The sequence below is a fragment of the Streptomyces sp. NPDC027189 genome (assembly GCF_055566975.1).
Map to the genome: position 1 here is coordinate 95,982 of NZ_JBVHRI010000026.1, position 13,914 is coordinate 109,895.

Annotated in this window: 14 protein-coding genes; 3 read left to right on the top strand and 11 right to left on the bottom strand. The window is 69.5% G+C overall.

The features are described from left to right. Positions 1–11: 11 nt before the first annotated feature. The 9 genes from ACZ4RZ_RS40350 to ACZ4RZ_RS40390 form a co-directional block, all read right to left on the bottom strand. Positions 12–185, bottom strand: a complete 174-nt coding sequence (locus ACZ4RZ_RS40350) for a hypothetical protein (protein ID WP_467752362.1) — start codon at positions 183–185, stop codon at positions 12–14. Further along, positions 182–1,381: an SPFH domain-containing protein gene (locus ACZ4RZ_RS40355; RefSeq protein WP_467752363.1), complete on the bottom strand. Its 1,200-nt coding sequence runs from the start codon at positions 1,379–1,381 to the stop codon at positions 182–184. Before ACZ4RZ_RS40355 ends, ACZ4RZ_RS40350 begins: the two co-directional genes overlap by 4 nt. 11 nt (positions 1,382–1,392) lie before the next feature. Continuing rightward, complete coding sequence (locus tag ACZ4RZ_RS40360) at positions 1,393–1,644, bottom strand: hypothetical protein (RefSeq protein WP_467752364.1); 252 nt, start codon at positions 1,642–1,644, stop codon at positions 1,393–1,395. Between the two features lie 107 nt (positions 1,645–1,751). Beyond that, positions 1,752–2,630, bottom strand: coding sequence for a hypothetical protein (locus tag ACZ4RZ_RS40365; protein WP_467752366.1), 879 nt, complete (start codon positions 2,628–2,630; stop codon positions 1,752–1,754). Positions 2,631–2,860: 230 nt separating this feature from the next. Continuing rightward, positions 2,861–3,805: an ROK family protein gene (locus ACZ4RZ_RS40370; protein WP_467752428.1), complete on the bottom strand. Its 945-nt coding sequence runs from the start codon at positions 3,803–3,805 to the stop codon at positions 2,861–2,863. 32 nt (positions 3,806–3,837) lie between these two features. Further along, entirely contained in the window at positions 3,838–5,484 is a 1,647-nt protein-coding gene (nikE, locus tag ACZ4RZ_RS40375) for a nickel ABC transporter ATP-binding protein NikE (RefSeq protein WP_467752368.1), read from the bottom strand. After that, entirely contained in the window at positions 5,481–6,362 is an 882-nt protein-coding gene (locus ACZ4RZ_RS40380) for an ABC transporter permease (protein ID WP_467752370.1), read from the bottom strand. Before ACZ4RZ_RS40380 ends, nikE begins: the two co-directional genes overlap by 4 nt. Next, the gene (locus tag ACZ4RZ_RS40385; RefSeq protein ID WP_467752371.1) at positions 6,359–7,318 is read right to left on the bottom strand and encodes an ABC transporter permease; all 960 of its coding nucleotides are present in this window, start codon (positions 7,316–7,318) and stop codon (positions 6,359–6,361) included. The genes ACZ4RZ_RS40380 and ACZ4RZ_RS40385 overlap by 4 nt, the downstream gene beginning before the upstream one ends. A gap of 6 nt (positions 7,319–7,324) precedes the next feature. After that, entirely contained in the window at positions 7,325–9,118 is a 1,794-nt protein-coding gene (locus ACZ4RZ_RS40390; RefSeq protein WP_467752373.1) for a peptide ABC transporter substrate-binding protein, read from the bottom strand. Positions 9,119–9,294: 176 nt separating this feature from the next. Between ACZ4RZ_RS40390 and ACZ4RZ_RS40395 the strand changes: the two genes are divergently transcribed. Together ACZ4RZ_RS40395 and ACZ4RZ_RS40400 are read left to right on the top strand one after the other, a co-directional pair. Then, the gene (locus ACZ4RZ_RS40395) at positions 9,295–10,536 is read left to right on the top strand and encodes an ROK family transcriptional regulator (protein WP_467752375.1); all 1,242 of its coding nucleotides are present in this window, start codon (positions 9,295–9,297) and stop codon (positions 10,534–10,536) included. A 140-nt stretch (positions 10,537–10,676) separates the two neighbouring features. Then, the gene (locus ACZ4RZ_RS40400; protein WP_467752377.1) at positions 10,677–12,206 is read left to right on the top strand and encodes a M81 family metallopeptidase; all 1,530 of its coding nucleotides are present in this window, start codon (positions 10,677–10,679) and stop codon (positions 12,204–12,206) included. A gap of 125 nt (positions 12,207–12,331) precedes the next feature. Here ACZ4RZ_RS40400 and ACZ4RZ_RS40405 read toward each other — a convergent pair whose 3' ends face one another. Then, positions 12,332–12,565, bottom strand: a complete 234-nt coding sequence (locus tag ACZ4RZ_RS40405; protein ID WP_467752379.1) for a chaplin — start codon at positions 12,563–12,565, stop codon at positions 12,332–12,334. Positions 12,566–12,763: 198 nt separating this feature from the next. Here ACZ4RZ_RS40405 and ACZ4RZ_RS40410 point away from each other — a divergent pair, with 198 nt between their 5' ends. Continuing rightward, positions 12,764–12,970: a hypothetical protein gene (locus tag ACZ4RZ_RS40410; protein ID WP_467752381.1), complete on the top strand. Its 207-nt coding sequence runs from the start codon at positions 12,764–12,766 to the stop codon at positions 12,968–12,970. A gap of 83 nt (positions 12,971–13,053) precedes the next feature. Here ACZ4RZ_RS40410 and ACZ4RZ_RS40415 read toward each other — a convergent pair whose 3' ends face one another. Then, on the bottom strand, positions 13,054–13,704 hold the full coding sequence (locus ACZ4RZ_RS40415) for a DUF4360 domain-containing protein (RefSeq protein WP_467752383.1): 651 nt from the start codon (positions 13,702–13,704) through the stop codon (positions 13,054–13,056). Positions 13,705–13,914: the final 210 nt, after the last annotated feature.

The window sequence follows — 13,914 nt, forward strand, 5'->3', positions numbered from 1 at the left end:
CGGGGCACGTCTCACGCGCCGACGGCGGCGCCGAAACGGGCGCCGCCGCTCAAGTCGCCCAGCGCTCCCAAGCCGTAGAGCCATGAAGCGCGGCGCATGCTGGTGCGGAGCGTGCCCGCGGGCCGCGCGGCGCCGCCCTTGAACGTAAACAACTCGGCGGGGGCGGCCGCCAACGCGCGGCTCATGCCGTCGAGGACGGGCCCTCCTTCGGCTTGTCCTCGTCGGTGTCCTTCTCCGGCGTACGCAGGTACCCCTGAAGTTCGAGGAGACCCTCCGCCTTCTCGGAGCGGCCGTCGGAGTTCTGGCCGTTCAGGTTCTGCCGGACCGAGTCCAGGATCGTCAGGCCCTGGGCGACCAGGCCGGCCGCGATCTCGCCGAGACCGTCGGCGCCGTTCAGGACATTGACGTTCGCTCCGGCGAGACCGCCCGCCGCTTCCTTCACGATCAACGGGAGCTGGTCGATGAGCATCCGGTCGAGGGCGACACGGTCGTGCGAGGCCGCTGCCTCGGCCTGGATCTTCATCCGTTCCGCCTCGGCTATGGCGAGCACCTTGATCCGCTCAGCCTCCGCCTCAGCGGGCTTCACGATCTCGCCCACCAGCTGCTGCTGGCGCAACTGGGCTGCCTTCTGGGCGAGTTCGGTCTGGGCGGCGAGCACTTCCTGCTGGGCGTGGGCCTGCGCCAACGGCCCGGCCTGGGCAGCCTGCGCCTGGGCGCGGTCCACCTCGGCCGAGTACTCCGCCTTCACGACCGCGGTCTGCCTGGCGTACTCGGCCTGGTTGCGCGCGGCCACCTGCTCTGCCTCGACCGAGGCCTGGGTGGCCTGTGCCTGCGCGATCTGGGCCTGCCGCTGGATGGCCGCCTTGTGCGGTGCGGACATGGCCTCGATGTAACCGACGTCGCCGTCGTCGATCGACTGGATCTGCAGTGAGTCCACGATCAGGCCGATCTTCGCCATCTCGACCTTCGAGGTGTCCAGGACCTCCGCGGCGAGCTTCTGCCGCTCGGTGACGATCTCCTCGACGGTCATCGAACCGATGATGGCGCGCAGATGGCCGGCGAAGATCCGGCCGGTCAGCACCGACATCTGGTCCTGGTCGGAGAGGAATCGCTGACCGGCGTTGATGATGCTCTCGTGGTCATTGCCGACCTTGAACGCGATCACGGCGCGGACGTGCAGCGCGATGCCCTGCCTGGTGACACAGGTCTCGGTGACCTCGGCCTCGCACATCGACAGGGTGAGGAAGCGGGTCTTGCGGAAGACGGGGAGCACGAACTTGCCGTGCCCCGTGACCACTCGGAACGGCGCGCCCCCCAATCCCCGCCTGCCTCCCGAGATCAGCATCGCCTCGTCGGGGGCGGGAACGCGGTAACCGAACATCCTGCTACTCCTTAACCGGCGTTGGCGGTATCCCCGCCCAACGCGTCCAACGGATCGGCCCACTCGATGACGTCGACCTCACGACATCCACGAGATTCGATCACAAGCACAGTCGCCCCTGTCGGCAGGGGCTCCTGAGACCAGGCAAGGAAGGTCTCGGATCCGCCTCTGACCCGCACGAGGATCTCGCCGGGACCCGCGGCTCCGCGGGTGCCGACGAGCAGTTCCCCCGTGCAGCCGATCACGGCCTCGTCCTGCACCACTGTCGGCCGCCCCCAATCGCTCTTGTTCTCCTTCCGACCTTAGACCTCACCTGCGTCGGGCGCCTACGCTCCTGTCGATCCTCGTTTCCGGCCAGGGGCGCGCACGCTCAGCTCCTGGTGAACCGGTAGGTCTTGCTGTCGGTCAGGACGCAGAAGCCCGGCGACACGACGATCACGCGCAGGGTGCCGGTGCGCCGGTCGTAGTCGATGCCCTCCGCCTCGAATGTGCCCGAGCAGGAGCTGCGCAGCGGGAGCTGGCGGAGCGCGGTGACATGGCCGGAGACGTCCGCCGAGCCGGGCTCGCCGCTCAGGTCGACCTGCAGCAGCGGCTTGGTGATGCCGAACAGCGTGCCCGCCGGGTCGTCGGAGGAACACAGCAGCTGCGTCGCGGTGACGAAGTCGCAGCCCTGTATGTCGCGGACCGCGTGGTCCAGGTTGATCGTGGACGCCTGGGGCAGGTTCGCCGAGGGGGTCGTAGTCGGGTTCACGCCCGGGGTCGGGAACACCAGCAGGCGGCTCATCGTGCCGTACTCGCCGGACACCATCCACGTACCGCTCGGGGCGATGGTGACGAACGAGTTGTTCAGCGCTTCTCCCGCGCTCAGCACGTGGACGTACTCCGACCAGCCGCCGCCCGGTGCCTGTACCCGGAACATCTTCGAGCCGCCGGAGTCGCTCTGGTACGGCTCGATGTAGTAGCCGTTGTAGGAGGCGTCCGGGTCGCCGACGTGATTCCAGCCGCGGCTGGACACGCCGGAGGGGATCGTACCGATGCCGGTGTAGCGGTTGGCGCTTCCGGCCGGGACCTCGACCGAGGTCAGGCCCTGGCTCTCGGTGAGCGGATCGGCACGGTCCGAGCCCACCTCGTTCCAGGTGTCGGCGGCCGTGGCGGGCGCGGTGGTGGCGACGGACAGGACGGCCGCCGTGGCGAGTGTGACGAGACCGGCCAGGACTGCGTGACAACGTTGCCGCGCGGGCATGCGCATGAAGTCGACTCCTCGGTGGGGGGTGTGTTCGGCGCACAGTCTGGCCCGACTTGATGGTCATGTACAGACCAATGAATGGACGTCAGTCGTCGGCTCCCCGTCCGGGAAGCGACTCACCGGCCCGGGGTCGACGCCCGTCCAGGAGGCGACGCCCGTCCAGGAGGCGACCCTCACCGACCCAGATACGACGCACCGTCCAGGAGGCGACGACTCACCGTCCACGAGGCACGTCACCGCCGAGGAAGCGGCGAGGGCGGCCCCTGAACCGGTGTCGCCACCCCGAGTTCCGTACGCGCACGCGACGCGGCCCCCAGCGCGACGCCACCGCTGCCGAGCCGGGCCCGTACGACCCGGATCGGCTGCCCGCTGACGGGCGGCTCGGCGGCGAGCGTCGCCAGGATCGACGGTTCGAGGAGATCCCACGCCCCGCTGACACCGCCGCCGATCACGAAGGTCGCGAGGTCCACCAGGCCCGCCGTGATCAGGAGGGCGCGGGCGATCCCCGCGCCCGCCGCCTCGTACACGGCGATCGCGTCGGGATCCCCCGCGACCGCCGCCTCGGCGACACCCCGCGCGGTGAGGTTCCGTCCCGTCCGCTCGCCGTAGCGCGCGGTGATGGAGCGGCCGGAGGCGAGTGTCTCCAGATGGCCCCGGCCGCCGCAGGTGCAGGGAAGCTCGCCGAAACCCGGGATGTGCCCTATCTCGCCCGCGGCCCCGTGCGGGCCGTCGACCAGCGTGCCGTTCATCCACAGCGCGCCGCCGACTCCGGTGCCGAGTGTCATCCCGAGTACGTGCGGTTCGCCCGCGACGGCACCTTTGGACACCTCGCCACGGAGGAAGGCGTTGACGTCGTTGTCGAGGAAGGCCGGTACGCCGAGCGCCTTCTCGATCGTCGCCGTCACCGGGAATCCGGCCCAGGCGGTGAACGAGTCGCTCGCCACGAGGATGCGCCCGGTATGGGTGTCGACCACGCCGGCCGCGCCGACTCCGACCCCGAGCAGGCGCGAGGGCACGCGGCCTTGGAGCAGCACGAGCGCGTCGAGTGCGGCGCGGATCATCGCCTGGCCGCCGCGGGCGGCCGGCGTGGGCACCTCGACGCTGTCGACCACGGCGAGGTCGGCCGTGCAGAGCACGACCTGTGTGGTCGTGCCGCCGATGTCGACACCGGCGTACACCTCGGGCGTAGGGCGGCCGGTGCGGGACGCCGTCACGCCTTGACCTCCGTGGCGGCGCGGCGTTCGTCGCGGCGACGGCGTTGCAGGACCGGGTCCGGTACGGGCACGGCGGCGATGAGGCGCCGCGTGTAGTCGGTGCGCGGATGCAGGAGCGTGGTCGCGGTGCTGCCCTCCTCTTCGACGTGCCCGGCACGCAGGACGACCACGTGCTGGGCGAATTGCTGTACGACGGCCAGGTCGTGGGAGACGAACAGGCAGGCGAAGCCGAGTTCGTCCTGGAGTTCGCCGATCACCTCCAGCACCGACTGCTGCACACTGACGTCGAGTGCGCTGGTCGGCTCGTCGGCGACCAGCAGCCGCGGCCGAAGGACCAGCGCGCGGGCGAGGCTCACCCGCTGACGCTGCCCCCCGGACAGTTCGCGTGGCCCCCGGTGCGCCAAGTCCCGTGGCAGACGCACGAGTTCGAGTACGTCCGCGACTCGGGCCCGGCGCTCGGCCGACGACATGCCCGCGCGGTGCACGCGCAACGGTTCGGCGACGCACTCCCCCACACTCATCCGGGCGTCGAGCGAGGCCACCGGATCCTGCAGCACCACGCCGACGCCCGACAGCAGGGCGCGACGCGCTCGTCCCCTGGCTCTGCCGAGGTCGACGCCGAAGAGCGAGACCGAGCCCGCGGAGGGCGGTACCAGGCCGAGTGCGACACGGGCCGCCGTCGACTTGCCGGAGCCGGACTCACCGACGAGGCCGACGGTCTCGCCGGGGCGAACCGTGAGCGAGACACCATCGAGCGCCCCTACCGCGCGGCGGCCTCGACCGAACCGCACCGACACCTCGCGGAGATCGACCACCGGGTCCTCAACGGGCCGGTCGCGAGCGCCACTTACCGGCTCGGTGAGGGACAGCCTCGGCACCGCCCCCAGCAACCGTTTCGTGTACTCGTCCGTGGGCCGCAGCAGCACCTCCTCCACCGGGCCCGTCTCCACGACCTCTCCCTGGAGCATCACCGCGACACGGTCCGCGAAGTCCGCGACGACGCCCATGTTGTGCGTGACCAGCAGCACCCCCGTGCCGGAATCGGCGGCGAGCCCCCGCAGCAGATCCAGGATCTCGGCCTGCACCGTGACATCGAGCGCGGTGGTCGGCTCGTCCGCGATGAGCAGGCTCGGCGCGTTCGCGATCGCCATGGCGATGACCACGCGCTGCCTCTGCCCGCCGGAGAGTTGGAAGGGGAACGCGGACGCCCGCCTCTCCGGCTCGGGGATGCCGACACGGCGCAGCAGCTCGACCGCCTCCCGGGCGGCGTCCTTGACCGGGACGGGCCGGTGATTGCGTATGACCTCGGCTATCTGCGCGCCGATCCGGGTGAGCGGGTCGAGCGCGGTCGCGGGTTCCTGGAACACCATTGACGCGGTACGCCCGCGAAGGCCCGCGAGGTCTGCCTCAGTCGCTCCGATGACGTCGGTCCCGCCGACGCGGACGCGGCCCGTGGCGCGGGCGCTGCCCGGCAGCAGCCCCATCGCGGCGAGCGCGACCGTCGACTTCCCCGAGCCCGACTCGCCGACCAGGGCGAGCGTTTCACCGGGTCGGACGCGCAGTGACACGTCGCGGACCGCGGGCACGTCACCCGTCTCCGTCGAGAACGTCACGCCCAGGCTCTCGATCTCCAGGATGTTCATCCCCGTCCCCTCACGTCGAACGCGTCCCGCAGCCCGTCCCCGATCGCGTTGAACGCGCACACGACGAGGATGATGGCAAGGCCCGGCGGAACGATCAGCCACCAGCGCCCGGAGTAGGCGGCGGTGAGCCCGGCCGACAGCATCCCGCCCCAGTCGGTGGACGGCGGTTGCACGCCCAGGCCGAGATAGGACACGTACGCCACGAGCAGGATCGCGTCGGCGACCTGGAAGGTCGCGGCGACCACGATCGTCGACACCGAATTCGGCAGGATGTGCCGGGCGATCGCCCGTCCGTGCGTGCCGCCGATGGCGCGGAGGGTCAGCACGTAGTCGCGGTTCTTCAGGGTGAGGGTCTCCGCCCGGACGAGCCGCGACGGCACCAGCCATGACACCAGACCGAGGATGACGATGAGTCCGGCGGTGTCCGGGGTGGTGATGGCGGAGACCACGAGCAGGATGAAGAGCGCCGGGATCGCGATCCCGGCGTCGACGACGCGCATCATGACCGCGTCGATCCAGCCGCCCGCATAGCCGGCGATCGCTCCCCAGAGCGTGCCGATGACGGTGGCGAGGATGCCGGCCGCGAGGCCCACGAGGAGCGACACCTTGCCGCCGTACATGAGCCGTCCGAGCTCGTCGTGTCCGACGGCGTCGGTGCCGAGCAGGTGCGCGCCGCTGGGCGCGAGATTCACCTGCGTGAGGTTCGTGTGAGTCTGGTCGGTCGAGTACAACAACGGGCCCAGGAAGGAGAAGAGCAGGAACAGGACGACGACCACGAGCCCGGCGACGGCGAGTCTGTTCCGCGCGAACCGGCGCACGGAGAGCCGGTACCCGGCGGCCGCCTCCACTGGTGGTGTCACCGGCAATACGGCGCTCATGCGCGGCCCGCCTTCACTCGGGGATCGATGACCCGCTGGACGACGTCGGCGAGCAGCGTGCCGACGACGGTCGCGACGGAGATGACGAGGACGCAGCCGAGCAGCACCGGATAGTCGGAGGACTGCGCGGCGCTCCAGAACAGCAGCCCCATTCCCGGGTAGTTGAAGAGCTGTTCGACCACGAGCGCTCCGCCGAAGAGCACCGGCACGTAGTAGCCGAGCATCGCGACGACGGGGGTCAGCGAGTTGCGGAACACGTGCCGCCACAGGATCGCGCGCGGCCCGGAGCCGCCGGCGCGGGCGGTCCGTACGTAGTCCTCGGAGAGGTTCTCCAGCGTCGCGGCGCGCATGTACCGGCTGAACACGGCGACCATGGACGCGGCTCCCGCGACGACCGGCAGGACGAGCGCGTTCGGCTGCGCGAGCACCTGCCCGAGTGTGTCGCCCTGGGGTGCCTGCGACGGGAACCAGGGCAGGAGCTGGGTGAACACGAGCACCAGTACGAGTCCGAGGAAGTACACCGGTGTGGAGTAGGCGACGAAGCCGAGCGTCGTGATGACGTAGTCGACGGGCTTGTTGCGCCGGACGGCCTGCCACATGCCGAGCGGAACCGCGAGAGCGAGTCCGACGAGTGCGGACAGCATGGTGAGGACGAGCGTCTTCGGGAGGCGCTGCTCGATGAGCCGGGAGACCGCCTCGTTCAGGGTGTACGAGGTGCCGAGGTCGCCGTGCAGAAGGGTGCGCAGGTAGTAGACGTACTGCACGGGGAGCGAACGGTCGAGGCCCTGCTCGTGGTTGAACTGCGCGATCTGCTGGGCGGTCGCCTGCGGGCCGAGGATTCCGCGCGCGGGACCTCCGGGCAGCGCGTGCAGGAGGCAGAAGACCACCATGGTCACGATGAGGATCACCACGAGCGACTGCAGGACGCGCCGGGTCAGGTAGAGGAGGGTGTCCATGCGGCGTCAGCTGGTCCACTTCCACTGTGCGGGGTGGAAGTTGGCGAGTGAGTCCTGCGCGAAGCCGCCGAGACCGTTCTTGACGACGGAGATCTGGTAGTCGGGCTCGGGCAGCCAGATCACCGGCAGGTCCTTGGCGACGGCGGCGCTGTAGTCCCGTACGGCCTGCGGCGAGCTGGAGGTCGTCGACGCGGTGATGAGCTTGTCGACCTCCGGGTTGGAGTAACTGCCGAAGTTCGAGCCGCCCTTGCTCTGGAAGAGGGAGTCACCCGTCGGGAAGGCGCTGAAGTACCAGCTGCCCGCGGTGCCGAAGAACGACAGCTGCCACTTGCAGATCGACTGGCTCGCGGTGCAGGGCGGAGTCTGGGACAGCACCGAGTTGACGGGCGCGGTCTTGATCGAGAACTTGATGCCGGTCTTCTCCAGCGAGGACTGGATCGCGCTCATCATGTTGTCCGTGACGGTCGAACCGGACTGCGACAGCACCTGCATCTGGAACTTGGTGCCCTTGGCGACGCCCGCACCGCACTGGTCTGAGCCGGTGCCGGGGTCGGTGCACACCATCACGCCGCCCTGCTCCGTCCAACCGTGGCCGGCCAGCAGTGTCTTCGCCGCTGAGGTCGAGAACGGGTACGGGTTGTCCTTCTGCGTCGGGGAAAGGAAGTCCGACGACTGGGCCTGTGGAATCGGGCCGTAGCCGGGGACCGCGGTGCCGTTGAAGATGACCTTCGCCAGACCGGCCTGGTCGATCGACTTCTGGACCGCCTGGCGGGCGTACAGCTGCTTGAACACGGCGCCCATGGACGGGTTGTTGAAGTTGTACGGCATGTACGTGATCGCCCAGCCGGACCATGGCTTCACCGTGTACCCCTGTGCGGTGAACCGGTCCTTCTGGTCGAGGTCGGTGGCCTCGATGTAGCCGTAGTCGACGCCGCCGGAGCGCAGGGCGTTCTTCTCGGCGTCCGCCGTCGTGAAGGGGAGCAGGTTCACCGTCGCGATGTTCGCCTTCTCACCGCCGTCGTACTTCTTGTTGGCCGCGAGGACGACCTTGCCGGACGTCGAGAACGACTTGACCGCGTAGGGGCCGCTGATGGTCTTCCACAGCGCGTTCTTCTCGTAGCCGGAGATGTTCTTCGCGGCCGTGTTCAGGTACGTCCAGACTTTCTTCGCACCCGCGGCCGTCCGATCGGCGTCCGACACCGTCGCCGACGCGCCCGTTCTGTCCCAGGCGTGCTGCGGCAGCGGGGTGATCTCGCTCAGCTCGTTGGCCAGCATCCACTGGGAGTTGTAGGCCTTGTCGAAGGTGATCGTGAAGTGACGGTCGTCGATGGTCTTGAACGAGGTCCAGTTGTCCGGGGACTTTCCGGGGGTGTAGCCCGCCCACTGTGCCTTGTTGGCCTTGATGAGGTTGAACCAGAACTCGACGTCGCGCGAGGTGATCGGCTTGCCGTCGCTCCAGCTTCGGTCGCCCAGCGTGATCTTGACGCTCTTGCCGTCGGACGCGAAGTCAGCCGCGGTGGCGATGGACGCCTTCTTGTTCCAGGCGACCTCGCCTGTGGAACCGTCGTACGCGACGAGCCGCTCCCACAGGCTCGCGGCGATGGAGATGTTGTTGGTGTTGAGGTGCGCCGCGGTACCGACCGGCAGGATCCAGTTCGGCGTGAAGTTCGCGGGCAGCGCGTAGTTGATGGAGTCGCGTGACGCGGACGACGTACCGCTCGTGCCGGAGCAGCCCGCGAGCAGCAGGGTGCCCGCCGAGACGACGGCACCGGCGACGAGTGTCGGGCGAGCAGGGGACATGGCTCTCCTCGGGATGAGAGATGGCGTGTGGCGGAGCCAGTCAACGACCCGAACCATCGAAGAAACAGACGGCTCCCTGTAAAAAGTCTGTTTCTGCTGTTCTGGAAAAAGTCGGGAGGCGATCCTTTGGACGTACGCTCCCCTTCTCGGACCCCACGTCGGAAGTTACTTCGTCCATGTCTGAAAAAAGTGTGTCGCACCGCAGGGGCGTCACGGGCGTCTCCTCACTGGCCGAGCGCGTCCTCGAACTCCTCGCCTCCGGGCAGGCGACCACCCGCACCGAACTGGCCGATCTGCTCGGTGCCGCGCCGTCGACGATCTCGCTCACCGTCGGCCAGTTGGTGACCCATGGGCTGGTCGCGGAGCAGGGCACGCGCTCCTCCACCGGAGGGCGTCCGCGCAAGGTGTTGCGGCTAGGCGGCAGCGAAGGATTCGCGGTCGCGGCCGAACTCGGCGGCCGGCACGCGCACGTCGGCGTGGTGCTGCCCGGCGGCGGGCTCACCGATGTCTCGACCGTCCCGTTCGCGACGGCCGAGGGTCCCGAGGCGGCGCTGCCCGGACTCGCCGAGACCCTGCAAGCACTCGCCGAGCAGCACGGCAGGGAACTGCTGAAGGGGGTCGGCCTCTCCCTCCCGGGCCCGGTCGACGTCGCCTCCGGCGTGGTGACGCTGCCGTCGCGGATGCCGGGCTGGAACAGATTTCCCGTTCAGGCTTGGCTGGAGGACTGGTTCGGCGTTCCGGCGGCGATCGAGAACGACGCCAACTGCATGGCCGTCGGCGAGCACAGCGTCCGGCCCGCCGAGTGTCGCCAGTCGATCATGGTGAAGATGGGGTCGGCCATCGGCGCGGGCGTCATCGTGGACGGGCGGCTGTACCGGGGCGGGACCGGCGCGGCGGGCGAGATCACCCACGTACGCGTCGAAGCCGGCCACGACATTCCCTGCTCCTGCGGCAACACAGGATGCCTGGAGACCGTCGCCTCGGGTGCCGCGCTGGTGCGCATCCTGCGCGAGCGGGGCCTGGACGTCGCCACGATCGAAGACGTCGTGCGCCTCGCGCACGACGCCGACCCGGAGGCGACACGCGCTGTGCGCCAGGCCGGCCGCTACCTCGGCATGGTGCTGGCCGCGAACGTCAACTTCTTCAACCCCGATGCCGTGTACGTCGGCGGCATCCTCTCCACGCTCGAACCATTCGTCGCCGCCGTGCGCAGTCAGTTGTACGAAGGCTGCCATCCCCTGGTGACCCAGCATCTGGTGATCGAGCGGGCGAGCCTCGGCGCGGACGCGGGGCTCGTCGGCGCAGGCCAGTTCGCCCTCCAACGTGCGCTGGCCCACGCGCTCCAGGCCGTCACCGGAACCGGTGTCTCCGCCCCGCACCCCGAAGCGCGGCACGGCGCCGCGCGCACGGACTTCTGACACGGAGCACCGATCGAGGAACCGCGCCACCACGAGGAGAACGCGCAGTCCTGCCGCACGGAGCACGAGCAGCCATGTGGCAAGGAGCCCGAGCAGTCGTGCCGCAAGGAGGACGAGCAGCCGTGTCGCAAGGAGGAGCCGTGCCGCAACCCCGCACCCCCGTCGCCCACCCCGTCATCGCCATCGCCGGACTCGGCATCGAGTCGTCGACGTTCTCGCCGGCCCGGACCGAGGCCCCCGCCTTCCATCCGCTGCGCGGCGCGCACGTCCTGACGCGCTATCCCTTCCTCGCGCCCGGGACACCGCTGCTCGACGCCGCCGCGTGGCGCGGCGCGCTCGTAGGCAAGGCGTTGCCCGGCGGCACCGTGACCGCCGCCGCGTTCGCCGAGCTCTCCGACGAACTCATCGCGCGGCTCGCGGCGATGCCGCGTCTCGACGGCCTCTGGTACGACGTCCACGGCGCCATGACGGTGGAAGGGATCGACGACGCCGAGGCCGTCCTGCTCGCCCGGATCCGCGAGACGGTCGGTCCGGACGTGATCGTGTCCACTTCCATGGATCTGCACGGCAATGTGTCACGCGAGCTCGCCCATATGAGTGACCTGATCACCTGCTACCGGATGGCCCCGCACGAGGATCACCTGGAGACCAAGGAGCGGGCCGCGCGCCATCTCGTGGACCTGCTCACCACCGGCGCTCCCCGGCCGGTCAAAGCCTGGATCCCGGTGCCGGTGCTGCTGGCGGGCGAGCAGACGTCGACGCGCATCGAACCCGCCAGGAGCGTCTACGCGGCGGTCGACGACGTGGAGGCAATGGACGGCGTCACCGACGCCGCGATCTGGGTCGGGTACGCCTGGGCCGACGAGCCGCGCAACCGTGCCGCCGTCGTCGTCACCGGACCGTCCGAGGCCGCCGCCACGGCGGGCGCCGAACGGCTGGCCCGCGGCTTCTGGGAGGCACGGCACGCGTTCGCCTTCGTGGCGCCGACCGGGTCACTGGACGAGTGTCTCGACGAGGCGCTCGCCTGTTCCCCCGACGCGCGGCCGTTCTTCATCAGCGACACCGGTGACAATCCGACCGCGGGCGGCGCCGGCGATGTCACCTGGGGGCTCAAGCGGGTTCTCGCCCGGCCGGATTTCAAGGACGCGTCCGGCCCGACGGTGATCTACGCCTCGGTGCCCGGCCCGGCGGCCGTCGAGGCGGCGGAGAAGGCGGGTGTCGGCGCGACCGTCACGGTCACGGCCGGTGCCGAGGTGGACGACCGGCACGCGGGGCCGCTCACCATGACGGGGGTCGTGCACGCGGTCCGGCACGGCGACCGGGACGCGAAGACCGAGGTGGTGCTGCGGGTGGGCAGCGTGTATGTGATCATCACCAGGCTCCGCAAGCCGTACCACCACGAGCACGACTTCACCGACCTCGCGCTCGACCCGCGCGGCGCGGACATCGTCCTCGTCAAGATCGGTTATCTGGAACCGGAACTGTTCGACATGTCGGTGGGCTGGAAGCTGGCGCTCACTCCGGGCGGCGTCGACCAGGACCTCGTCCGGCTGGGCCACCGCCGCATCCGCCGCCCGATGTTCCCGTTCGACCCGGAGATGGCCGAACCGGATCTCACGGCCCGGATCATCCCGCCCTCGGACGCGCGGCTCACCGGGGAGGACGAGTGAGCCACCGGGTCGCCCTGGAGACCACCTGATCACCGAAATCTCCTTGATTCCGTTGATTCCGTAAATTCCGTTGCTCCCGGCCGTCCGCCGGGCAGGGAAGAGCCCTGCCCGGCGTCACGCGGCGGTCAGTCGTTCACGCAGCTGTTGCCGAACGCCGGGTTCAGCAGGCCCAGCACGTCGATGGAGTTGCCACAGAGGTTGAGGCCGAGGTCGACGGGGACCTGGATGACGTTGCCGGACACGACTCCGGGACTGCCCACGGCGACACCGACCGGGTCGGGGTCGGCGGCGGCGGCCCCGGCGGCGGCCAGAAGGGCCACGCTCGCCAGCCCGGCGGCAGCCATCAGACGAATACGCATTGCAAGCTCCGTTCAGTCGCAGGTGTGCGATTCCCTCCACCATCACCTCCAGGAGCGGCGGCCGATATCGCTGTACGCCCGAACGGGGCCCCTCCCACCGAGGAACGCCCCCTGAGCTGCGTCTGCGCGGGATGCGTCGCGCGGGGTGCGCGGAATGCCCGTAGCGTGAGAACAGGTCAGGTGGAAGAGGGAGAAATCATGACAACCAGCCAACCCGATTCGCCCGCGCCGTCCGACGACAAGGCGACCCCCGACGCGCTGCTGCACACCGGCTCCGGCGGCGACGTGACCGCCGAGGATCTGGTGCTCGCCACGGGCCGCGACATCACTCCGAAGAACCTCGCCTGGGCCGAGCGAAAGCTGCAGGAGGAAGGCCCGGCGGCCATGGACAAGCTGCTCCCGTAGCTTGTCCGCAAGCTTGACCGGCTCCGGTGCGGCGGAGCCGGTCAAGGACCCATCTGTCGGAAACAGGGGCCGGGTGCGGTGGGTCAGGAGGCGGGGCACTCCTTCCAGGCCAGGTGGTAGATGGTGCTGATGTCACCGTCCGTCGAGTCCATGGTCATGAAGCTGCTGCTGCCGGGCGCGGAGGTGCCCGCGTTGACGCGCAGCTCCGTGTTGATGTTGAAGTTCCGCTGAACACCGCAGGGCGCCCAGACCAGCTGTGCCCAGTCGGTGGTGTCCGTGGCCTGCCAGTTGTCGTTGTACGGGCCTCTGAAGGGGTGGGCGATGGCGGCCGTGTTCGGGGAGCCCTGGAAGTAGTACGAGGCCTTCTCGGTGCTGCTCGCGCCCTGCTGGAGTGCGGCGAAGCCGCGATAGTCCGCGCTGGCGATGGCGTACGTGAAGCCCTGCGGAACGTGGACGATCAGGTTGAGCTGGCAGTTCTTGCGGAACGCGGTGGGGTCGGAATTGCCCCCGACCTGGGCGAGGTAGTCGCTGTAGGTCACCGTGAAGGCCGTGTTGTCCGGGGAGACCGCGACGGCGGCGGTTCCCTGGGGACAGCCGGAGCCGTTCACCGTGGCGACCTTGATGACGATCTTGTCCGGGGGCGGGTCGACGAACCCGGAGGACGGGTCCTGGTTCGGGAGTGCTGAGGCGAACAGGGCGGCGATCGCGCCGCCCAGAAGCAGCCCACCAGCCATGGTGCTCCAATCCGTTGCGTTGGCGTTCCGGCGGCAGCACGGGATGTGTGCCGTCGTGGAATGGGGGGTGCGGTTCCGCGTGCGCGGGGAACCGTCGCAGACCAGTGCGTTGGATCAAGCGTTGAATCATGCGCATGACAAAAGCGCATGCGCACTTCACCCCCGGTTGTGAAGGAGCCGTGAAGACCGGGAGTGACGGCATCGTACGTA

Coding starts and splice junctions, on each gene's coding strand:
- ACZ4RZ_RS40350 (WP_467752362.1), bottom strand. CDS start 185: ATGAGCCGCGCGTTGGCGGCCGCCCCCGCCGAGTTGTTTACGTTCAAG.
- ACZ4RZ_RS40355 (WP_467752363.1), bottom strand. CDS start 1,381: ATGTTCGGTTACCGCGTTCCCGCCCCCGACGAGGCGATGCTGATCTCG.
- ACZ4RZ_RS40365 (WP_467752366.1), bottom strand. CDS start 2,630: ATGCGCATGCCCGCGCGGCAACGTTGTCACGCAGTCCTGGCCGGTCTC.
- nikE (WP_467752368.1), bottom strand. CDS start 5,484: ATGAACATCCTGGAGATCGAGAGCCTGGGCGTGACGTTCTCGACGGAG.
- ACZ4RZ_RS40380 (WP_467752370.1), bottom strand. CDS start 6,362: ATGAGCGCCGTATTGCCGGTGACACCACCAGTGGAGGCGGCCGCCGGG.
- ACZ4RZ_RS40385 (WP_467752371.1), bottom strand. CDS start 7,318: ATGGACACCCTCCTCTACCTGACCCGGCGCGTCCTGCAGTCGCTCGTG.
- ACZ4RZ_RS40390 (WP_467752373.1), bottom strand. CDS start 9,118: ATGTCCCCTGCTCGCCCGACACTCGTCGCCGGTGCCGTCGTCTCGGCG.
- ACZ4RZ_RS40395 (WP_467752375.1), top strand. CDS start 9,295: ATGTCTGAAAAAAGTGTGTCGCACCGCAGGGGCGTCACGGGCGTCTCC.
- ACZ4RZ_RS40405 (WP_467752379.1), bottom strand. CDS start 12,565: ATGCGTATTCGTCTGATGGCTGCCGCCGGGCTGGCGAGCGTGGCCCTT.
- ACZ4RZ_RS40410 (WP_467752381.1), top strand. CDS start 12,764: ATGACAACCAGCCAACCCGATTCGCCCGCGCCGTCCGACGACAAGGCG.
- ACZ4RZ_RS40415 (WP_467752383.1), bottom strand. CDS start 13,704: ATGGCTGGTGGGCTGCTTCTGGGCGGCGCGATCGCCGCCCTGTTCGCC.